Origin of the sequence: Streptococcus parasanguinis (genome assembly GCF_032163505.1) — a bacterium.
In the GTDB taxonomy this organism is placed as follows: domain Bacteria; phylum Bacillota; class Bacilli; order Lactobacillales; family Streptococcaceae; genus Streptococcus; species Streptococcus parasanguinis_V.
Genome location: NZ_CP134147.1, coordinates 1,928,561 through 1,951,462, shown reverse-complemented (window position 1 = coordinate 1,951,462; position 22,902 = coordinate 1,928,561). Strand labels below are relative to the sequence as shown.

General features: G+C 41.9%; 17 protein-coding genes and 1 pseudogene. 16 read left to right on the top strand and 2 right to left on the bottom strand.

The features are described from left to right. Positions 1-24 precede the first annotated feature (24 nt). The 11 genes and pseudogenes from pgi to RIN70_RS09485 form a co-directional block, all read left to right on the top strand. Positions 25-501: pseudogene (pgi, locus tag RIN70_RS09535) on the top strand (glucose-6-phosphate isomerase); the annotation flags it as partial. Between the two features lie 276 nt (positions 502-777). After that, on the top strand, positions 778-1,866 hold the full coding sequence (locus RIN70_RS09530; RefSeq protein WP_155124565.1) for a hypothetical protein: 1,089 nt from the start codon (positions 778-780) through the stop codon (positions 1,864-1,866). Between the two features lie 107 nt (positions 1,867-1,973). Then, the gene (locus tag RIN70_RS09525; protein WP_155124566.1) at positions 1,974-2,681 is read left to right on the top strand and encodes a hypothetical protein; all 708 of its coding nucleotides are present in this window, start codon (positions 1,974-1,976) and stop codon (positions 2,679-2,681) included. Between the two features lie 5 nt (positions 2,682-2,686). Then, a complete protein-coding gene (locus tag RIN70_RS09520; protein WP_151191379.1) occupies positions 2,687-3,376 on the top strand; it encodes a hypothetical protein in 690 nt (229 codons plus the stop codon). A 14-nt stretch (positions 3,377-3,390) separates the two neighbouring features. Then, entirely contained in the window at positions 3,391-4,296 is a 906-nt protein-coding gene (locus RIN70_RS09515; protein ID WP_150906654.1) for a hypothetical protein, read from the top strand. 39 nt (positions 4,297-4,335) lie between these two features. After that, positions 4,336-5,577: a hypothetical protein gene (locus RIN70_RS09510; RefSeq protein WP_155124567.1), complete on the top strand. Its 1,242-nt coding sequence runs from the start codon at positions 4,336-4,338 to the stop codon at positions 5,575-5,577. Between the two features lie 65 nt (positions 5,578-5,642). Next, complete coding sequence (dapD, locus tag RIN70_RS09505) at positions 5,643-6,341, top strand: 2,3,4,5-tetrahydropyridine-2,6-dicarboxylate N-acetyltransferase (RefSeq protein WP_003016885.1); 699 nt, start codon at positions 5,643-5,645, stop codon at positions 6,339-6,341. A 208-nt stretch (positions 6,342-6,549) separates the two neighbouring features. Next, the gene (locus RIN70_RS09500; protein WP_155124568.1) at positions 6,550-7,683 is read left to right on the top strand and encodes an N-acetyldiaminopimelate deacetylase; all 1,134 of its coding nucleotides are present in this window, start codon (positions 6,550-6,552) and stop codon (positions 7,681-7,683) included. A gap of 108 nt (positions 7,684-7,791) precedes the next feature. After that, a complete protein-coding gene (locus RIN70_RS09495) occupies positions 7,792-8,331 on the top strand; it encodes a 5-formyltetrahydrofolate cyclo-ligase (protein ID WP_070665088.1) in 540 nt (179 codons plus the stop codon). Beyond that, positions 8,315-8,992, top strand: coding sequence for a rhomboid family intramembrane serine protease (locus tag RIN70_RS09490; RefSeq protein WP_049491404.1), 678 nt, complete (start codon positions 8,315-8,317; stop codon positions 8,990-8,992). Before RIN70_RS09495 ends, RIN70_RS09490 begins: the two co-directional genes overlap by 17 nt. A gap of 448 nt (positions 8,993-9,440) precedes the next feature. After that, entirely contained in the window at positions 9,441-11,441 is a 2,001-nt protein-coding gene (locus tag RIN70_RS09485; RefSeq protein WP_313790568.1) for a C69 family dipeptidase, read from the top strand. A 161-nt stretch (positions 11,442-11,602) separates the two neighbouring features. Here the strand turns inward: RIN70_RS09485 and galU are convergent, their stop codons facing one another. Both galU and RIN70_RS09475 read right to left on the bottom strand, forming a co-directional pair. Beyond that, positions 11,603-12,511 (bottom strand): UTP--glucose-1-phosphate uridylyltransferase GalU, encoded by a 909-nt coding sequence (gene galU / locus RIN70_RS09480; RefSeq protein ID WP_118396341.1) that lies wholly within the window; start codon positions 12,509-12,511, stop codon positions 11,603-11,605. A 45-nt stretch (positions 12,512-12,556) separates the two neighbouring features. Beyond that, complete coding sequence (locus RIN70_RS09475) at positions 12,557-13,573, bottom strand: NAD(P)H-dependent glycerol-3-phosphate dehydrogenase (protein WP_037608137.1); 1,017 nt, start codon at positions 13,571-13,573, stop codon at positions 12,557-12,559. A 274-nt stretch (positions 13,574-13,847) separates the two neighbouring features. Between RIN70_RS09475 and RIN70_RS09470 the strand changes: the two genes are divergently transcribed. From RIN70_RS09470 to pgfM1, 5 genes are all read left to right on the top strand, one after another. After that, complete coding sequence (locus tag RIN70_RS09470) at positions 13,848-14,537, top strand: gamma-glutamyl-gamma-aminobutyrate hydrolase family protein (protein WP_003012927.1); 690 nt, start codon at positions 13,848-13,850, stop codon at positions 14,535-14,537. A 114-nt stretch (positions 14,538-14,651) separates the two neighbouring features. After that, positions 14,652-16,655: a DUF2079 domain-containing protein gene (locus RIN70_RS09465; RefSeq protein WP_313790567.1), complete on the top strand. Its 2,004-nt coding sequence runs from the start codon at positions 14,652-14,654 to the stop codon at positions 16,653-16,655. Between the two features lie 161 nt (positions 16,656-16,816). Further along, entirely contained in the window at positions 16,817-18,913 is a 2,097-nt protein-coding gene (locus tag RIN70_RS09460) for an Ig-like domain-containing protein (protein ID WP_313790566.1), read from the top strand. Positions 18,914-18,983: 70 nt separating this feature from the next. Further along, complete coding sequence (pgfS, locus tag RIN70_RS09455) at positions 18,984-19,943, top strand: glycosyltransferase PgfS (RefSeq protein ID WP_023919773.1); 960 nt, start codon at positions 18,984-18,986, stop codon at positions 19,941-19,943. A gap of 17 nt (positions 19,944-19,960) precedes the next feature. After that, positions 19,961-22,888, top strand: a complete 2,928-nt coding sequence (gene pgfM1 / locus RIN70_RS09450) for a glycosyltransferase PgfM1 (RefSeq protein ID WP_313790565.1) — start codon at positions 19,961-19,963, stop codon at positions 22,886-22,888. The last annotated feature ends 14 nt before the right edge of the window (positions 22,889-22,902 follow it).

Genomic DNA, 22,902 nt, shown 5'->3' with positions numbered 1-22,902 from the left:
GATGCATCCATAAGGTGTGCCTGAACAGAAGGAAAAGACCAAAAAGGTATTTACCCAACTTCAGCAAACTTCTCAACAGACTTGCACTCATTGGGTCAATTTATCCAAGAAGGAACTCGTATCATGTTTGAAACAGTTGTCCGTGTGGACAAACCACGTAAGAACGTGATCATCCCTACATTGGAAGAAGACCTTGATGGACTTGGTTACCTTCAAGGGAAAGACGTTGACTTTGTAAACAAAAAAGCAACTGACGGTGTTCTTCTTGCCCACACAGACGGTGACGTGCCAAACATGTACGTAACTCTTCCTGAGCAAGATGCCTTCACTCTTGGTTATGCCATCTACTTCTTCGAGTTGGCCATCGCCCTTTCAGGTTACTTGAACGCGATCAACCCATTTGACCAACCAGGTGTTGAAGCCTACAAGAAAAATATGTTTGCCCTTCTTGGTAAACCAGGATTTGAAGAACTTGGAGCAGAACTCAACGCTCGTCTTTAATCAATAGACAAAACGATCTCGCAAGAGGTCGTTTTTTTACTTGCTAAACAAACTCATATTTTTGTCCCCTGGAATCAATTATAAAAACACGATCTAGTTATGTTTCTCAATCATATGGTTAACTGATTGCTATTGTCTCCCTTCGCAAGAAATTTTAAGATAAGCATCTAAAAGGTCGGATATCCCTCCGATCTTTTTTAGTCCATCAAGACAGGAGTTGGTCCTTGATAGGTTTTATGTTATAGTAGAAGAGAAGAATAAAAAGGAGAATTCGAAATGTCCGAGAAAGATCAAGAACAATTTATGAAAGATACTCCCTTAGATGGGACACCGCATTTTGATGTGGCTGCGCCAGCCTTTGTCCCAAAAGAAGAAGCCGAAGACTTGGTTGTTCCAGAAGTTAGTGGCCTTTCAGTGACGGAGATGAAAGCAATGAAAGAAGAAGCAGACGAGCCAGCTGTTTCAGAAACAGTGGAGCCTCCAAAGGTGGATGAAGCAACTGTTGGAGAACATCCGGATGTAGTTGCTACTCCCCAACCGACTCCTCCATTCCAACCTGCGCCTCAAGCTCCTCAAAACATGGCAGCTGAGCCAGTTGGTCCGCAAACAGTGCCTGTTCCTGAGACACCTATTCCACAAGCTCCTCTTTCTCCTGTTGGAAGACCGATGGATACTGCAGACAAGAAGGCGATTCGTTTTGCCCTTGGGATTTTAGTTGGGCTTCTTATCGGTGGAGTCAGTGGCTATTTGATTGGTCATGCTAGCCCTAGCACGTCATCATCTAGAAAGCAGACTTCTTGGTCAGGTAACCAGTCTGGTTCGTCTTCCAATATCGATTTGGATCAATTGACCGCAGAAGACGCGGAAGTTGATTTTAGCTGGAAACAGTCTGATATCGAGCAACTTCAGTTTTTAACAGGAAGTGATGCTGGGGAGACTCCTGAGGAAATGATTGAAGCTTATGGGAAAGCTAGCTCCGTTCAATTTGAAAGTGGAGAATTGAAATTATTTTGGGATGATAACTCTTATAATAAAGAGGTCAAAGCGACTTACTCTAAGAAAGGGAAAGAATTCCAGCTTGTCAAATTTGAATTTAATCAATTTGGGAAAAATCTTACGGTTGAGGATAACTTTGCAGATGGGTTCAAGGTTGGAGATAGTGAAACCGGTGCTGGAGGGACCTCTTACAAAGAGCTTTTAGAAAAATACGGTGATGCAGTCAATCTGACGGTGAGTTTATCTGATGATTCAGACGAGATAGAGTTGGTCATGGACTTCCAAAAGAAAAATGGGGACTACGTGGATTTGACCTTTATTCGCCAAGAAAATGGAGATTTCCTCTTGAGCAGTAAAGACAGCTACTAAACGGATCAGACAAGAAAGAGGCAAGCGCCTCTTTTTTGGGATAAGACGAGACAAATACGCTAATTTTCTATACAATAGAAGGAGTTTGAATAGAAAGAGCATGAAGGATGGAAGAAATGAAACAGTGGATAGAACATCATAAGCGGATCCTCCAAAAAGCTGCAAGTGCTTTGCTGGCTTTTATGGTTGGTGTTTGCTTGGTGTTTATGATTCATCCAGTGAAAACCTTGCCAAAAGACCGTTTGCTGAGCCTATCTCGAATGCAAGAAGCTAGCCAACAATTTGTCGCTCCTTCTTCCAAAGAGCCGGCTCTAGAAGACTTGTTGTCATTAGAGCTTGCAAAGGGAGAAGGAAAGACACAAAAAAATTGGGTGACTTTGTCTGCCTTCATCAAAAAATTTGGAAAAGCAGCGAGTTTTACACAAGAAGATACGAGTTTTGGAGCGCAAGTCCAGCTAGGCTATGGGATTCCTGTGCAGGGGATTCATCCTTATACCATAGAATTTCAAAGGCAGGATGATACCTTTTATTTGAGCTCGATTCAAGGATTTGCGCCCAAGTCGGCTCACTATCAGAGCAAAAAGAACTTAAAACTGGCAGATTTTACAGGCTATCAGACGCTAGATGGAAAAAAGGAAAAGGGGATAGCAGTAGAAGATGTCTTGAAAAAATCAGGTCTTCCCAATTCTCTTAGTTTGACCTCTGAAAAGGACAAGCAAGTCCTAGCCCTGTCTTATCAGGTGACAGATGGACTGGTCTCTTTGACCTTTGAACGCGACCAGACTGGTCAGTATCGTTTGACGAAGAAGGGGTGAAGCAGATGATCGAGTGGATGAAAAAGAATCGAAAAGAACTCTTGTTGCCGTTTTTGTGTTTTGTTTTAGGGCTCTTACTTGCGATTGCAAGCATCCAGGTGCAAGAGCAAGGAACCGATACCAAGGAGGACCAAACACTGACTCATTTCCAGCCAAAGGATCACAAGAATTTGGTCAGCAAGGAACAAGAAATCAAACAGTTTAAATGGACCATCGAAGCTGTGGCGAATTTGAAAGTTCGTCTCAAGCAGAGTCAGCAACCAGGAACCCGCTTGGAAACAGTTGTGACGGAATGGGGAAAAGCTCAAAAAGTTCGCTACACTAAGACAGCCCAAGGGGATAAAACGGTTCTCGTCTTAACCTATGCGGCTAAGCAAACCGATCAGGGCAAGAAAAGTGTGACCTTGTGGTTTGAACAGGAAAGAGACCAGGGGTATCGCTTGACGATGGTGGATGCGACGAATTTGTTGGATGTAAAAGAGAAGACAAACAGTGAGAAAGAAATCACTACTGAAAAAGAGAAAAAAGGTACAGAATTCGCCCAGCTCATTAAGAAACTAGGAAATCCCCAACGATTGGTCTGGGGGGAAATGCCAGATGGCGGAATGGGCTATCGCGCGACTTACCAGCTACCAGGACAGCCAGAAGTGGTGATGGAATTCAAGAAAAAAGCCAAGAAATTGGTGTTGGTATAAGAAAGGAGACATCATTGGACGATCAACGGACAGACATCAAGGCAGCTTCCTCTCACCAGGGTGGGAGCCGCTTGATTTCAGAGGCTGACCTTGCTTCAATAGGGATGGACAATCATCAGGATACTAGAAGCCATTCAGATACGATGGCGTCTTCCCCTTCTTCCTCAAAAGAGGGGATTGGTTCGCTTTTGCGATTTTTTGGGTGGTTCGCCTTGTTAATGGCTTTTGTGTTTGTGCTTCAAAACGAAGTTAATAAAAGCTCTTCTTCATCTTCTTCGAGTGAGGGGATCAATGGTTTATCACGTGATGGTATCAGAACGGAATATCTGACCAGTGAAAATAGTTCTTATATCGCCTCAGCTAATGAATTTCAATTTCAGCCAACCTATGAAAAGGCCATGTCTCTCATTCCTAATTTTGCAGTGGAAGAAAAAAAGACCTCTTTTGGGACGGTAGACCCACAAGATGTCGTTGCAGCATTAGGTAAAGCGAGGAGTGGGGAAGCAACGTATAGTGATAGCAGTTCCAGTCCCTTTTTGCTGACATTAGATTACCAATCAAAGGATGCAGATGGGAAGGTTCTTCTTGAAAAAACAGGTGCCTTTTACAGGATCTCTCTTTTAAGTTTGAAACACTTAAAAAGTGACCGATTTGCGAATAAGAATGGGAGCTTGACGAAGGACGATTTTGCCACTATCAAGGTCGGAATGCCTTATTTAGACCTACTCAATACGGTAGGGATTCCGGATGAAATATATGTATCTGGGCTTTTAGGTTACGGGGAAGCGCCTTCCTTTACCTATCGATTATCGGATTCTCAAACGGTTCAAATCCATTTTGATAGCCGGCAAACCATCAAGGATATCAAATCGAAAGAGGTAGCGACCACACCAGCTTCCTCTACATCTACAGCACAGTAAAAAAATCAGCCGAAGCATTTTAAATAAAAGGAGAGGACAATGGGAAATAAAGACTGGTCGCATCTACGAAATGAGCACCAGAGTCGGTTTTCGAAAGGCCAGCCGAAAGAAGCACCCTTAGAAAAAGGAAGTCCTGAGAAGCTAGAAGATACGCTCACAAAAGAGCCAGAAGTGGTAGAAGTCCCTGCTTTTCAGGAAGAGGTGAAACAAGAAGAGGAACGAAAAGACGAACCAGCGATTGGTGTGAAGAAGGAATCGTATGATCCAAAGGAAGGCTCATTTGCTACACCTGAAGACGAATCAGCTCAGGTCGTTCTTGCTACACCACTAACAGAAGAAGCAAGGTCAGAAACACCAGCACAAGATACAATAGGGCAGTCTCCTTCAGCTGAGAAAAAAGTAGAGCACCAGGGTGGGAGTCGCTTGATTTCAGAAGCCGATCTGGCTTCAATAGGGGGAAGCAGGCATTCAGAACCAAGGCAAACGGTGCTAGACTCCCAATCGGATAGGACGAAAACCTACTCTCCTTCCTCTAATAGTGGAGGGTCTTCGCTAGCAGCCTTTTTTGGATTATTGGCCATGCTGGGATTATTTGCCTATCTGGCTTCAGGAGGTATCCATAGTGAGGAAGCTCCTTCTTCTACTACTAGTGAATATGGAAGCACTGGTCGGTCTTATGGAACCAGAAAGGAAACCTTGAAGAGTGGTACGAGTACCTTGATTGCACCGGAAGGTGAATTTCAGTTTCAAGTGACCTATGAGAAGGCGATTTCCCTGATTCCTGGTTTAAGTGAGGGGGATCAAGGTCGTACCTCTTCAACTTATCTGTCTCCGCAGGATGTGGTAGCTGTACTGGGCAAGGCTAGTAGTGGGGAAGAAACCTACCAAGAGGGTAGTGTCGGTCCTTTCATGACAAGCTTGGATTATGAGGTTGAAGGATCCCCTTCTTCTGTATCTGTTTTGCTTTCAAATATGATTAGTAGCCGTCTATCTTCTCTTAATTTTGAGAACTTAAACAGTGAGCGATTAGCCAATAAAAATGGCAGTTTGAATAGAGAGGATTTTGCCAATATTAAAATAGGAACCAGCTATGCAGATCTTGTGAATACAGTCGGAATTCCTAGCCGTGTTTCTTGGTCGAGTATGATGGGTTCAGAGTCTTTTTTAACCTTTCACTATAAACTTTCTGATTCGCGATCAGTCATTATTCGTTTTGGAAGCAATCGCACCATCAGTGAAATGACAGGCCTGGAGGATCAGGCTACAACCACGTCGCCTTAGGTGTTCATCTCTTTGGGTTTGTGGTATAATATGGATACCTTTAATTGAAATGAATGGAGAATCTCATGACTGCACAAAAAATGTCTGCTCAAGAAATTATCGCTTTTATTGGAAATGCAGAAAAGAAAACAAATGTGAAAGTAACCTTTGAAGGGGAATTGGCAACAGCTGTTCCTGCTTCTGTTACCAAGCTTGGCAATGTTTTGTTCGGTGACTGGAAAGATATCGAGCCCCTTCTTGCCAACTTGACAGAGAACAAGGATTATGTGGTCGAACAAGATGGCCGTAATTCAGCTGTTCCCTTGCTGGATAAGCGCTATCTAAATGCACGTATTGAACCAGGTGCTATTATCCGTGACCAAGTGACCATCGAAGACAATGCTGTCGTGATGATGGGGGCTGTCATCAATATTGGTGCTGAAATCGGTGCAGGAACCATGATTGATATGGGGGCTATCCTTGGTGGCCGTGCAACAGTTGGTAAAAACAGCCACATCGGTGCAGGTGCCGTTCTTGCAGGTGTCATTGAGCCAGCTTCTGCTGAGCCTGTTCGGATCGGCGATAATGTCTTGGTCGGTGCCAATGCAGTTGTGATTGAAGGGGTTCAAGTAGGGAACGGTTCAGTCGTTGCCGCTGGAGCTATCGTTACTCAAGATGTTCCTGAAAATGTGGTCGTAGCTGGTGTCCCTGCTCGCATCATCAAGGAAATCGATGAAAAAACACAACAAAAAACAGCACTCGAAGACGCTTTGCGTAATTTGTAAGATATGAATGGTAGAGGCTGGGCAAAAACTGTCCAGCCTTTGATGTTTGAAGGGAATAATTGTATGACGCAGTGGTTGATTGGCATCTTTGTTCGCTTGATTAAGCTCCAAAGATGACCTAATCAACTGTGCGGGGGTGGGAAGACGAACTCCTTTTAAATAATAGGAGTTCTTTCCCACTCCCTATTCTAATAGAAAGAAGACGACGATGACATTGGATTTGATCAAAATCAGACGGGATTTGCACCAAATCCCTGAAATTGGCTTGGAAGAATTTGAAACCCAAGCCTACCTCTTAGAGCGAATCGCAGAGATCACAGCGGGCAAGGACTTTGTCGAGCAACGGACTTGGCGGACCGGGATCCTGGTTTATCTCCATGGGTCTGCTCCTGAAAAAACTATCGGCTGGCGGACAGATATCGATGGCTTACCGATTGTGGAACAAACGGGCCTTGATTTTGCCTCCAAGCACGAAGGACGGATGCATGCTTGTGGTCATGATATGCACATGACGACAGCACTTGGACTTTTGGATCAACTGGTTCAAGTGCAACCAAAAAATAACCTGCTCTTTCTCTTCCAACCAGCTGAAGAAAATGAGGCTGGTGGAATGCTCATGTATAAGGACAATGCTTTTGGCGACTGGCTCCCTGATGAATTTTATGGTCTGCATGTACGCCCTGATTTGAAGGTGGGGGACATTGCGACCAATACGGGTACTCTTTTTGCAGGGACCTGTGAAGTCAAGATCACCTTTACAGGAAAGGGAGGGCATGCCGCTTTTCCACATGAGGCCAATGACGCTCTTGTAGCAGCCTCTTACTTTATTACCCAAGTCCAATCGGTCGTGAGTCGAAATGTCGATCCGATTGAAGGGGCTGTGGTGACCTTTGGTTCCATGCATGCAGGAACAACCAATAATGTGATTGCTGAGACAGCCTTCCTTCATGGGACCATTCGGACCTTGACCATGGAGATGAATCTTTTGACTCAAAAACGGGTCAAAGCCATTGCAGAAGGAGTTGCAACAGCCTTTGATGTGAAATTGGACCTGGAACTCAAGCAAGGAGGCTACCTGCCTGTGGAAAACCAACCAGAATTGGCCAAAGAGCTCATGGACTTTTTCACAGCTGAGGAAGACGTAAACCTGATTGATATTCTGCCTGCGATGACAGGAGAAGACTTCGGCTTTCTCTTGAGCAAGGTCCCGGGTGTCATGTTCTGGTTGGGGATTGATACCCCTTATGCCTTGCACCATCCAAAGATGAGCCCAAATGAAGCAGCCCTTCCCTTTGCTGTGGAAAACATTGGTAAATTTTTGAAAATGAAAGCCAACCAATAAAGGATTGATTCAACTCCGTCTGGAGTTGGATTTTTTCTTTGTCGTGTAAAAACTGTTCGGATCTTTCCTAAAAAATGATACAATTAAAGCTAGACAAAAGGAGTAGGCATGAAGAAAACACTACGAAAAGAAACCATTGCAGCCATGAAACAGTTGCCAGAATCCGTGAAAACTCAAGCAGATGAAGAGCTGACTCAGCGCCTCTTGGAGCTACCAGCTTTTCAAGAGGCAAAGACCCTTGCGACCTATCTGTCTTTTGACCATGAAGTTTCCACAGCTGGCTTGATCCAAGCAGCTCTTCAACTTGGGAAACGCGTCTGTGTTCCCCGTACCTATCCACAAGGGCGGATGGAATTTGTGGAATACGATCCTGACATTTTAGAAAAGACTCGCTTTGGTTTGCTGGAGCCCAATGAAAAAGGGAAGCTTGTGGATCAGTCAGAGATTGATCTGATCCATGTACCAGGCTTGGTTTTCCAGTCAAAAGGCTACCGAATTGGCTATGGTGGTGGCTATTATGATCGTTATTTAACAGATTATACTGGAAAAACGGTTAGTACGATTTATTCCATCCAGCAGAAGGATTTCCAGCCAGATACGTTTGATCAGGCAGTTCAGGAGGTGCTAGTCTATGAAGTTACTCTTTGATCGTCGTTATCCTGTGACCAGCCTCTTATTGCTCGTGACAACGGCAGTCTTTCTTTCCATGTTTATCCGATTTGGAGGCGACTACCAAACAGGTGCTGCTGTTTACTATAGCGGTGGGATTATTGGAGAGGTTGTGAAAGTCGATCCAAGCCAGTTATGGCGAATCGTGACAGCTACTTTTGTTCATATCGGCCTAGAACATTTTGTGCTCAATATGATCACCCTCTATTACTTGGGACGTTTGGCAGAAGATCTCTTTGGATCGAAGGCTTTCTTAGCTCTTTATCTCTTATCAGGCATGATGGGCAATGTCTTTGTTGCTATTTTTACGCCAGATGTGATTGCAGCAGGAGCTTCTACAGCCCTCTTTGGACTGTTTGGGACCATTGGTGCTCTGCGCTTTATTGTCCAAAGTCCCTATATTCGCCACTTGAGTCAGTCCTATACCAGCTTGATTGTGGTCAATTTGATCTTTAGCTTCATGCCAGGGATCAGTATGGCGGGGCACATCGGTGGCTTAGTAGCTGGGGTCATGTTAGCTTATGTCTTTCCAGTAAGAGGGGAAGCTCGCTTTATGAACCGAACCTATCAGATGAGTGCAGCCCTATCTTATCTCTTACTTTTGCTTTATTTCTTAGGTAAAATCTTGAATCTATTTTAAGAGAGAGTGGGACAGAAATCGGTAATTCGTTAGAATTCGATTTCGTCGTCCCACCTCCGCACAGTTGAGTAGGGCTGTAAAAGCTGATGAAATCAGCGTAGTAGAGCCCACTCAACCACTGCGTCTTGCTCGACAATCCAAAAATAATTGAGAGGCTAGGACTTCTGTCCCACTCTCTTTTTTTCCTAAAAAATGTAGTGCAATCGTAAACTAACAGAAAATTGTTTGAAATGCAAAGAATTGTATATATTTATTATAATATGTTTGCAAGAGTCAAGTGATCCCTCTATTGCTAGGTCCATAGAGAAGGTAATCATGGGTAAAAAAGTATAAAAATGCAAATTAGAAAGCGCTTGCAAAAGGGTTGAGAAAGGTGTAAACTGGAGATATAAAAACTAAAAATAGTGCTATTTTGTCAAAAGTAGTGCAAAAACAAAGGAGATTTGCCATGAAAAAATGGTTGTTAAAACTCTCATTGGTAGTGATGACACTCTTACTCCTACCGATTCAAGCTGTTCAAGCCTGTTGCGGTTTTATCATTGGTCGCCAATTGACCAAGGATGGGACCACTCTCTTTGGTCGGACAGAAGACTACCCTTACTATCCAAATGGTGGAAAGCACAACAAAAACTTTGTAGTTGTTGATGCGAAGAACTATAAGGAAGGGGATCAACTGGAAGACGAATCTAATGGTTTTACCTATCCACATGCTGCCAGTGAAATGAAATACACAGCGACTTATGACTCTGCTCGTGGAGATGGTAGTAACGGTGCCTTTGGTGAACATGGATTTAACGAAGCCGGCGTCTCTATGACCTCAACTGTTACAGCAATTCCAAATAAAAAAGTCTTGAAGACTGACCCATTGACAGAAAAGGGAATTCCAGAAGCTGCTATGTTGGACGTGGTTTTACCACGCGTTAAGTCTGCTCGTGAAGGAATCGAACTACTTGCGAAAGTCATTGAAGAAAAAGGTTCAGCTGAGGGGAATACAGTTGTTATTGCCGATCAGAAAGAAACTTGGTACATGGAAATTCTTTCTGGGCACCAATATGTAGCTGTTAAAGTTCCAGAAGATAAATATGCAGTTTTTGCCAATACCTACTACCTTGGCCATGTAAACTTGAATGACACTGAAAATGTTATTGCTTCAAAAGATGTTGAAAAAGTAGCTAAAGAATCAGGTAGTTACAAGACTGATAAAGATGGCAATTTCCATATCGCTAAATCTTATGGACCAGAAAAATATGCTGAAGGAGACCGTTCACGTACTTACGCAGGAATCACTCTTTTGGATCCAAAATCAAAAGTGACTTATGAAGATGATGAATACGAACTCTTCCGCTCACCAACAGATCCAAACAAGAAATTTACTTTGGAAGATGCCTTTGCTCTCCAACGCAACCGTTTTGAACATTTGAATGGTCGTTTTGTTCCAGACGATCAAATTGGTGTCAAGAAACAAGGGGATAATGGTAGCAATGATGCTGTTCGTAAAGACCAATACAAGTATGCTTTAGGAAACGAAAACGTTATCGATGCCCATGTCTACCAAATCAATCCAAACCTTCCAAAATCATTTGGTGGTACTTTATGGCTTGGTATGGGACCATCTCGGAACACTCCTTATGTTCCATTCTATGGTAATCTAAAAGATACTTACGAAGCCTTCAAACCTCAAACAGCAACTTATGATCCAAATTCATGGTATTGGACAGTATGGCATATTGACCAGATGGCCATCAATAACCAAGATGTCTTTGGAAAATCAGTCCAAGATCACTGGAAAGCTCTTGAAAAACAATTGATCATCGAACAAGAAGCTAGTGATGCGAAATATAAAGCTTTGAAAGATAATCCGGAAGCTGCTAAAGCAGTAGAAGACGAAGTTACAGCAAATGCTCTTGCACTTTCTAAAAAACTATTTGAACACTTCAAATCTTATGAAGCAGATATGCATGCGCATTTGATTGAGTTAGGTCGTAAAGATGATCCATATCGTGCCTCTAAGCCAGATGATTACAAAGATCCAGAACCTGAGAAACCAGTTCAACCTGAGAAACCAGTAGAACCTGAAAAACCGGTTCAACCTGAGAAACCAGTAGAACCTGAGAAACCAGTTCAACCTGAGAAACCAGTTCAACCTGAAAAACCAGTTCAACCTGAAAAACCAGTACAGCCAGAAAAAACTCAGCCAATTCAAACCAAAGTCAATGAAGAAGGCAATCCAAATAACCGCTTCGGTTATGCAGCTACAAAAGATAAGGAATCTTATGTTTCTACTAAAGTTGAAACATTTGTGAAACCAGAAGCAAAAGCTCAAGATCCATCCGAAGCAGTTTCAGCTGGTAATGGTGGCAATGAGAACAATCGTTTTGGTTCATCTTTTGCGAAAGCAACTGTTGAAACTTTCCCAAATACAAATTATTCTTACAATGTTCATCCTTAAACAATAAGAATAAAAAGTAAATTGGACCAAGTCCAATGAAACGAAAGAGGCCGGATTTTTATCCAGCCTCTTTTTTATAAAAAAAGACTGACCATTGTAAGGCAGTAAAGCTCTTACATGATATGGCCAGTCTCTTTTGTATTCTTTTGATTTATGAATGATTAGTCTGAAGTTTGTTCAGTTGCTTCTAATTTTTTTCCAAGGTCGATAATATATTGTTTAAGATCATCTTTGACTTGAGGGTGTTTCAAGGCATAGTCGATCGAAGTTTTCATGAAGCCGAATTTATCACCCACATCGTAGCGTTGGCCTTTAAATTCACGGGCAAAGACTCGTTGGGTCTTATTGAGGGTATCGATTGCATCTGTCAATTGAATTTCATTGCCAGCACCTGGTTCTTGATTTGCAAGAATATCAAAGATTTCAGGAGTCAAGAGGTAGCGTCCGATAATAGCGAGATCACTTGGAGCGTCCTCTGGGTTTGGTTTTTCGACAAAAGTTTCAACGCTATAAAGACCGTTAATGCCTTCGCCTTGAGGTGCAATCACACCGTAAGAAGAAACCTCTTCGTGAGGGACTTCCATTACAGCGATGGTTGACGCATGGGTTTCATCGTAGTCGTTCATCAATTGTTTGGTCAATGGCAAGGCATCATCATTGGTGATGTCCATGAGATCATCTCCCAACATAACGACAAAAGGCTCGTTTCCAACAAAGGCCTTGGCTTGAAGAACAGCGTCCCCTAAACCTCGAGGGTGACTTTGGCGGATGAAATGAAGATTAATCGCTGTTGTATCATTGACCAACTTGAGTAAGTCAGTCTTGCCTTTTTGCTCGAGATTGTATTCCAATTCGAAGTTAGAATCGAAATGGTCTTCGATCGAACGTTTGGCCTTCCCTGTTACGACAAGGATTTCTTCAATCCCAGATTTCAGAGCCTCTTCTACGATGAATTGGATCGTAGGTTTGTCAACGATTGGCAACATTTCCTTTGCCAAAGCTTTGGTAGCTGGGAGGAAGCGTGTCCCCAAACCAGCCGCAGGAATGACTGCTTTTCTAACTTTAGTCATATAGTTTCCTTTCTAAAAGGTAGGATTGATGTTAGGGTGGTTGACTTATTTCCACTCATTTTCTTCTTTAAATTCATTGCTCATCATGTGGTGGATGGCTTCGCGGATATCTTTTCCTTCATAGATGACTTGGTAAATGGCTTGTGTAATCGGCATGTAGACATCCAATTCTTGGGCCAGCTCGTGGGCGACTTTGGTCGTAGAGATCCCTTCAATGATCATACCCATGTTGGCTTCGATGTCTTCCAATTTTTCGCCACGTCCGAGAGCATCCCCAGCTCGCCAGTTACGGGAGTGAACAGAAGTTCCGGTAACGATCAGGTCACCAACCCCAGACAAACCGCTATAGGTCAATGGGCTAGCTCCGAGCTTAACGCCAAGGCGCGTGATTTCAGCGAGACCGCGCGTGATGATGGCTGCTTTGGCATTGTCACCATAACCAAGACCGTGCAGGGCCCCAGCTCCGACCGCGATGATATTTTTTAAGGCCCCAGCAGTTTCCACTCCGATAACATCTGTATTGGTATAGAGGCGGAAGTAGTGATTGCTAAAGAGTTCTTGAACATAGCGTGCAGCTTCTAAATCTTTTGAAGCTGCTGTAATGAGGGTGATGTCCCGTACGATGGTTTCTTCCGCGTGACTCGGTCCAGAAACGACCACTACCTCACTGCGAAGAGAAGCAGGGATTTCTTCTTCAAGGATTTGAGAAATCCGATCGTGTGTACCAGGTTCGAGCCCTTTAGAAGCGTGCATGACTGTGACAGGGTGATCCAGTGTTTCAGCGACTTGTTTAGCGACCAAGCGGGTCACCTTTGTAGGAACGACAAAAAGGATAGCATCCACACCGTCTAAAGCAGCTTTCAGATCGGTCGTAGCGGTAATTTGATCGCTAATAACGATATCTTTGAAATAGCGTTGATTGGTATGAGCGGTATTGATTTCATCGATTTGTTCTTGGATATTTCCCCAGAGACGGACTTCATGGCCGTTATCATTGAGGACTTGTGAAAGGGCTGTTCCCCATGAACCAGGACCCAATACAGCAACGGTTTGTTTTTCCATTGTATCTTCCATTTCTATGTCTATTTTTTCAACAAGGCTAGGAAATCTAGCGCTTGCGCCTTCGAAACGGCTTAATGTGTGCCTTGAAGGACGATTCTATTTTCCTCTCTATTTTAACATAATATAGGTAAAAAAACTTGTATGATCATCAATTGTTTTGTGAGGAAGGTGAGGGTGATAAATAAAATCTATCACGGTTTTAAAAAATACATATTAGACACTATCACTAATGGGTGGTAAGATAAGTAGTAGTTAAAATGAAGGAGGAATGAATATGTGCAGAACAATTGTTGGAGTATCCGCTAATCTCTGTCCGGTGGACCCGGAAGGAAAAAACCTTCATTCCTCCGTGTCTAGTCAGTTTGCGGAAGGAATCCGTCAAGCAGGTGGACTTCCAATGGTCATCCCGATGGGAGATCCTTCCTTAGTTAAGGATTATGTTGAAACGATTGACAAGTTGATCCTAAGTGGAGGTCAAAATGTCGATCCTAGTCTCTATGGCGAAGAAAAAACCATCGAAAGCGATGATTACAATATCGAACGCGATCAATTTGAGCTTGCCCTACTGAAGGAAGCAGTTCGCCAAAACAAACCGGTTCTAGGAATCTGCCGTGGGGTTCAGTTGATCAATGTGGCTTTTGGAGGAACACTCAACCAAGAGATTGAAGGACATTGGCAAGGACTTCCGTTTGGGACTTCCCATTCTATCCAGACTAAAAAAGGTAGTGTGGTAGAGCAACTCTTTGGTCAGGCCAGTCGAATCAATTCCGTTCACCGTCAAAGTATCAAGGATCTTGCACCAAATTTCCGTGCGACTGCCTTTGATCCGCGTGATCACACCATCGAAGCGATTGAAGCAGTAGATGGCCATCGTATTATGGGCTTGCAGTGGCATCCAGAATACTTGGTCAATGAAGAAAAAGGGAATTTAGAACTCTTCCGTTATTTATTACAGGAATTATAAGAAAAAGAGAGGTTGAATTGGTATCAGCCTCTCTTTTGGTATGGTTATTACTATCTAGAAATAGTAAGGGTTTTGTGCTAGAATAGGAACTACAATTGGGAGGTATTGATAGAAATGAAACTTGCTAAGACAATGAACCTTAACTATTTATGGTTGCTTCTAGGTTCTTATTTTGTGGCCATGATGGTCAATCTATTGAGTTTTTCAACAAAGGAATTATTTCTAGAACTGGGTAAAGTGGGATGGGCCCATACAGTCCTTGCTTTGCTCATTAGTTATCCTATTCTTTGGTTTTTGACGGAGAGCAAGAAGTATATCTGCATACAAAAATTGAATCTCTGGTTCGCGGCAGGTATCCTACTTATTTCTATTTTGAAAAGTCCGAGTCTCTTTATGTCATTGGGCCTAGTGTTGCTCTCACTGGTCTTGTTTCTATATTTTTATTTAGGAAAAGAAAAAATCGCTTATATCTTCTTAGCGGTAGATGTCTTGTCTTTTCCGAAATTATTGCTACAAACCAGTGCCAATCTTCAAGATAAGGAACTGGGAATCTTTACGTTTACGATTTCTGAATCGAAGTTACCCACTTTGATTTGGCCAGTATTAGTAGCTGTCCTCGTTGCCGTCCTGATCGGTTTTCTTCTCTCAAAGGTTTCTTTGGCTAAAGTTAATGAAACCTGGGTTCGAAGACTCACAGTGGTGACAATAATAGGTGGTATTTTCTATGTGCTCTATCTATCGATTGTTGCCTATTATAAGATTAAAGCCAACGCGGTCTCTTCTTTTGATATTGGAATCTTTTCACAGATGTTTGAGAGAATGAGACATGATTTTTCACAAGTTACCACCCTTGAAAGAGATAGGGCCTTATCGCATTTCGGAGTCCATATTTCTCCTATTTATTATTTGATTTTGCCCTTCTATATGCTATTTCCTTATGTGGAAACATTAGATATCGCTCAAACAGTGATTGTCTTTTCTGCAGTTATCCCGCTTTGTTTGATTCTAAAGAAAATACAATTGCCAAAAGTCATGAAGCCACTCGTGCTTGCCCTCTTTTTTGTGACTCCGGTCATGACAACGAGTGGTGGATTCCATTTGCATGAAAATTGTTTTTTGCCTCCATTGATACTTTGGTTGTTCTACAGCCTGATCTCTCAGTGGCGTGGCAGAACTCTTTTCATCACCTTATTGCTTCTCTTTGTGAAAGAGGATGCCTTTGTCTACGTGCTGTCCTTAGGACTTTATTTTGCTTTTCAACATCGTTTTACCTTCGAGGCCAAGTTTAAAAAGTGGTTGTATCTCAGCCTGTTTGCCTTACCGATACTTTATTTTGCATTTGCCATGTTCCTCTTAGCAAGATATGGCGAGGGAGCTATGGTTTCTCGATACAATAATCTATTATTGAGTGGCGAAAACGGCCTCCTGATGGTTGTGAAAAATGTAGTCCTAAATCCGCTTTATGTTTTGGGAAGTCTATTTACAGCGAAACGACTTGGTTACCTCTTTTTGGTTCTATTTCCTTTTAGCTTTTTACCACTGATTCAGCGACGTTGGTCTACCTATTTTCTGATGTTGCCCCTTTTTCTCATTAATTTATTGATGGATTGGCCTTACCAATATGATATTGGTTTTCAGTATAGCTATGGTTCGGTCACGCTTCTGTTTTTGATGGCTTTATTGTCTATCGATCAATTAAGCAAGAATCAGTTGGCATCAGATAATGTATTGGTGGCTCTACTAGCTTCTTCCATCATTTTTTCAAGCACCATTTTATACAGTTTCACGCATAATTGGAATTTTGAAATCCAATACTATCAAACACGTAAAGACTATTTTGATGGGCTCGAAAAGACCCTACAGGCTATCCCTAAAGATAAAGCAGTCTTAGCAGCAGGTGGCTATACGCCGAGTCTTCGCAGCCATGAAAAATTGTATGATATTTTCTACCATAATGACAAAAAGCTTGATTCTAAGATTGACATAGTGGTAGTTCCAAGGGAAATGCAAGAGGAGAAAAAAGGCTATTCTGAAACAGCCACTCTAAATCTCTATAAAGAATCAGGGTATAAAGAAAGCAACTTATCTACAAAAGATGTGTTGATTTTGGAAAAATAACTGTTTGAAAGAGGAAGAGTTACTTAGAAAAATTCAGAAGCCAAATAGCCCTTAAATATACAAAAGATGGTTTTTTTGTTCAATAATCTTGACTTTCTCACTATGTTTTGCTATATTATATGCGTTGATTTATAAAAAATCAGCCTAGAAAGGGAGAAAAAATGAAAAAGTTAGCAGTTTATTTGTCAATAGTTTGTTCGCTATTGATTGTGTCATTGACACTTTTTTCTAAAACTGTACAGGCGGAAACGTCTAAAAAAGTCGATGTCATCACGGAGATCAAGATCCAAAATAGCAAAGGTGAAGAATTAGCAACCGGTCTAGGTCGTTATGACACTTTCCGTCTGAATGCAAAATTTGCTTTAGAAGGAAAAAATGTTAAAGCAGGGGATACAACTGAAGTCACTATCGATGGACCAATCGATATCAAGTCTCAGGATTTTGAAATCAACGATACAATCACTGGTAAAAAGATTGCCGATGCAAAAGTTGATGCAAAAACTGGTAAGATTGTCTTGACATTCACAGATTTCGCTCAAACGAAAAATGACGTTTCAGGTTCATTCTTCTTCTATGCTGGTGTTAACAAAGATAAATTCCCAAATGATGGTGAAGTTCCTGTTAAGGTTTCTGTTAACGGTAATGTAAAATTCAACGGTAAAGTAACAAGTACAACAGTTGGTGAAGGTAAACGTTACACAATCATCAAATCTGGTTGGGATAATGGAGATCACAAAAACCTTGGATTCCGTATCTCTGTAAACAGAACTAACGAAGCAATCAACAATGCAGTCCTTTCAGATTCAATAACATCAGCAGGGGTTACCTACAAAAAGGATAGTTTCAAAATCTTCAAAGGTACTTGGGAATACAGTGGTGGTAAATGGACGCTTACAAATAAACAAGACGTTACTGCTAACTATACAGTAAATGCAACAGATAAGTCATTCTCTATTGACTTTGGTAATATTTCTGCTAACGATCACTTTGCAGTAGAATATGAAGCAGTTGCTAACTATGAAACTGTTGACGGCGAACAAATTAAGAATACAGCGACTATCGCAGGTGACAACAAAAAACCTTACGACTCAAAAAGTAAAGTAGATATTCAAATCGCTGGTGGTGAAGGTATCGGTTACGAATTTAGCATTAAAGTGAAAAAAGTAGACGAAAACGGTGCTCCACTTAAAGGTGCGAAATTCCAAGTTATCCGTGCAACTAACCAAGATATCATTGGTGAGTTTGAGTCAGATGCTAATGGTGAATTCACTGTTAAGAACATCTTGCGTGACAAATACATCATTAAAGAAGTTAAAGCTCCAGAAGGTTATGAGTTGGCAGCTGATACTGTAGTTGAAGCTGGTGAATTCAAAACACCAAAATCTCCTGTAGCTAAGAATATTGTAGACCAAAAAACAACTACAACTACAACAACTACAACAACCACCACGACTACAACAACCACAACAACTACTGCAGAACCAACAACCACCACCACGACTACTGCAGAACCAACGACAACGACAACAACTACTGCAGAGCCAACAACAACAACGACGACTACTGCAGAGCCAACGACAACCACAACGACGACTACTGCAGAGCCAACGACAACCACAACGACTACTGCAGAGCCAACGACAACCACAACGACTACTGCAGAGCCAACGACAACCACAACGACTACTGCAGAGCCGACGACTACTACAACTACGACAACAGAAGAGCCGACGACTACTACAACCACGACAACAGAAGAGCCGACGACTACTACAACCACGACAACAGAAGAGCCGACGACTACTTCAACTACGACAACAGAAGAGCCGACGACTACTACAACCACAACAACAGAAGAGCCGACGACTACTTCAACTACGACAACAGAAGAGCCGACGACTACTTCAACTACGACAACAGAAGAGCCGACGACTACTTCAACCACAACAACTGCAGAGCCGACGACTACTTCAACCACAACAACTGCAGAGCCAACGACAACAACAACGACTACTGCAGAACCAACGCCAACGACAACAACAACGACAACTCCAGAGAAACCGGTGACTCCAGGAAGTGAAGGATCAACCACGACGACCACGACTGGAAAACCAGGACCAAAAGGTGGAAACAATGGAGGAGGGCGTAAAGCGCTTCTTCCTAATACAGGTGAAGTTGCAGCAACTGGATTTGTATTCTCAGGAGCCTTTGTGTTAGCAGGTGCAGTCGTATTGAAACGAAAATTGTCTATTAAATAAACAATGAGTTTCTATATAAGGGGAGAGCATGAGCTCTCTCTTTTTTGGGAATGTATTATGGAGAAAAGGGATGAAATTATCAATCTTAATAACCCTCTTGAATGAGGAGCTGGTACTTCCTCAAACCCATCGTGAAATTTCTAATCAGCTTGAGCAAATGCTAGGGAAAGAGCTCTCTGATTATGAAATTCTCTACATCGATGATGGAAGTAGTGACAAGACCTTTGAGTTAATTGAAGAATTTGCAAGAGAAAACGACCGCATCAAATATATCCGTTTCAGTCGAAATTTTGGACGAGAGAGTGGTATCTTGGCTGGTTTTAAATATGCCAGTGGGGATGCGGTGATGGTCATGGACGGGGATCTCCAGCATCCACCATACTTGATTCCCTTATTCTTAGAAGCTTATAATGAAGGCTATGATATTGTTAGTGGCCAACGAACTCGTGAAGGGGAATCTTTTGTAGGAAGTTCCTTTGCACGTTTGTTTTACTTCTTGTCAAACCGCTCCATGGATGTTCACCTAACAGACGGGAAATCGGAATTAAGACTGCTTAGCCGAAAAGCCATGGAAGCCTTTGTGTCAATGCCAGAGTATAATCGCTTTAATAAAGGTTTGTATGAATGGATTGGTTTTAAAGAGAAAGTAATTCCTTATAAGAATGAAACCCGTAAGGCTGGAAAGAGCAAGTTTGGTTTTAAGAAATCTTTGAATTATGCGATTCAAGGAATTATTTCTTTTAATGATCGTCCTCTCCGTGTTTGTATTCAATTCGGTTTCATCTGTTTAGGGCTGGCTCTATTATATCTAGTGTTTGAGTTGATGAAATATATCTTCGCTGCTGGGAATTATGTGAGTGGTTATTTCACAACGATTGCGGCTATTATATTATTTAGCGGAGTTCAACTCATCTTCATCGGAATTCTTGGAGAGTATATTGGCAAGATCTATTACGAAGTGAAGCGTCGTCCTCATTTCATCATTGAAGAGACCAATATCGAACAAGCGAAGAAAAATCATATCGGCTAAAGAAGATAGGAGAAAACATGTTAATCTGGTTCATGCGTTGGCAAGAGTTTTGGAAAAAACATCCAAAGAAAGTTCTCTATGCTGCAAGTGCCCTGCTCCCAATGACCATTATGCTGGTTGTGTGGGCCGTTATAGGGATGTACCCTTTTGGAAGTAAGAGCCTGATGGCTGTTGACTTTGGACAGCAATATATCAGTTTCTTTGGCTTGCTAAAAAATGCCATCCTGACGGGGGATCTATCTAGTTTGAGTTATTCTTTCACCAAATCTCTTGGTGGAGATATGATCGGTGTGCTCGGCTACTATTTAATGAGCCCCTTTAACATCATCTACATTCTAGCTCCCCTCAAATATTTTGGGGCAGCAGTATTTTTAACTATTTGGCTCAGATACGGGGCAATTGGTTTATCCTTTGCTTTCCTTTTAATCAGACGTTACAAAGGATTAGAATCTAGAAAATGGTTGGTTCCATTATTCTCGACGGCTTATGCCTTGTCAGGAATGTTGGTTTCCTATCAAATGAACGTCATCTTCTATGATGCCATGATCATGTTACCAATTGTGATTGTGTATTTGGAAGAATTATTAGATGGGAAATCTCCTTATCGGTATGCTTTTGCTTTAGGATTGACAGTCTTGCTTCAGTTTTACATGGGCTATATGATCTCCATTTTCATCGCTCTGTATGCCTGCTACTATGTGTCGCCAAGATTGTTGATTGAGGGAGATCTAAAGGCAAAGATTAAAAACTTTAGTATCCCTTTGTTGCAAGCGGTGATCTATTCGATTATTGGGATTGCGACAGCCTCAGTCTTGCTCTTGCCTGTATTTTTCAACCTGATTGAAAGTAAGGGGCAAGTTGGCGGAGGCATGACCTTCTCATTTGCCTTCCAAATTAACCCCTTAGATATTCTTTCTAAGTTGGTTGTTGGTGGCTTTGATACAACCTCAGGATGGTCAGCGGGTCCCAACCTTCCCAATATTTATATTGGAGCGCTCGGCTTTCTTGGTTTTATCTTTTATTTCCTATCGCAAAAAGTTGGAAAAGCCAAAAAATGGGCTGCAGGGATTGTTACCCTTATTTTCCTGATTTCCTTTGTCAATGAATTTGTCAGTAAGATATGGCATATGGGACAAAACCCAGCCGGTTTCTTCTTCCGTTTTTCTTGGCTGTTTTCATTCTTTATGCTAGTCCTAGCTTATCAAGCGATGAAGCAGAAGATCGTTATTTCCAAACGAACCAACTGCATCATCGGTTTGGGCTTGCTCTTGTCGGTAGTTTATCTCTATTTCCATCAGTATAGTTTTATCTCAAAGACTCAACCGCAAGCGATCAGCCGTTTCCTCTCTAAGTTCTCTATTCTAAGTGTTCTGGGAATAGCAGCGGTGACCTGCTTCATCTTCTATGCGTATTGGGAAAAATCTCAGAAGAGCCAATTGGAAAAAATGATTCGAATGGCTCTAGCAGCGGTCATCTTAGTGCTAGCTGCTGTCTTATTAAAGACAGGCTATCTCTTGTCGCAAGTGGGGATTACAGCGATGCTCTACCTGAGCATTCTCTTTATCCTAAACTTTAAGATCTCACGTTTATCCATGATTGTCGTATCTGTGCTCACAATCTTTGAGTTTGGCTATAATGCCTATTTGTCCCAAGTAACATTTGGGTATGATGATGTGCACAAGTTTGCAGATGCGACCGTTTCGGTCAAGCGCGTGACAGACAATATCCAAGAAAATGCAGATCAAAAATTCTATCGGATTGCCACAGATTTTGCTTATTCCAGAACAGTTCCTTCTTTGGTGTCCTATCCGGGTCTAAGTACCTTTAGCTCGAGTTTGGAACGTAGCACCATGGATCACTTTGCTTTCATGGGAGATCTGGGTGTCAATGCGGCGACTCAATATTCAAATGGGACACCTTTGACAGATGCATTATATGGTGTTCGTTACTTTATGAGTGCCAAGGATTTTGATCCCAAAGAGATTGAAGCCAATCCAGATAAGATGTATTTTTATCGATTTACAGACCGCTTTGATCTGCATCGCTATTTCACAGACAAGGTCTATGAGGACAAGCGTTATGTCGTCTATAAGAATCCAAATTCCTTCCCACTTGCATACGGGACTAACAGTCTGGTAAGAAATATTCAATTTGGTGCCAATAATGCCTTTGCTAACCAGAATATCATTTTGAACTCCATGGAGGGGCATCAAAAGGCCAATAATGATACCGTTGAGTACTTTAAACCTTTGGCGTTTAGCTCGATCGAGACCGAAAATGTGATTGAAGAAAAGGTCAATAAGGAAACGGGAGAAGCCATCTATAAGAGAGCGGATTCGTCAAAAGATGCTATTATTCGTTATAAGGTCACTCCGCGTACCAATTACACCTATTATTTCTTTACTCCTGTATCTTTGATCCAAAACCAAGATTACTCGGTTTTACTCAATAATAAATGGTTGCTCAATGCTAAAATTTTTACGCAAAGACAAATTTGGCAGTTGACAGATCAAACTGAAAACCAAGAAACCGTTATTGAATTTAGATTTAGAACAGATCACATCGATATGAGCAATGCAGGTGTTTATCGCGCCGACGTTGATCAGATTCAACAGGTATTAGAAAACCGGAAGAAACAAGGTTTACAAGTAACCAAGTTTTCAAATACCCATATTGTTGGCGATGTGTCTATCACAGATGATAGTAACTATATGATGACTTCCATTCCATACAGCGATGGCTGGAAAGTGAAAGTGGATGGGAAGTTTGTCAAAACCGAAAAAGCATGGAATGCATTCTTATCCTTCCCAATCTCAAAGGGAAATCATAAGGTTGAATTCGTCTTTAGACAAAAAGGCGTGATCCTGGGTGCCTTGCTATCTATTGTTTCTGTTGCTTACCTCGTCATTCAAATGAGACGAAGCAGAAGTAATGAAGGACAATAAGGTGTGAGAGTATC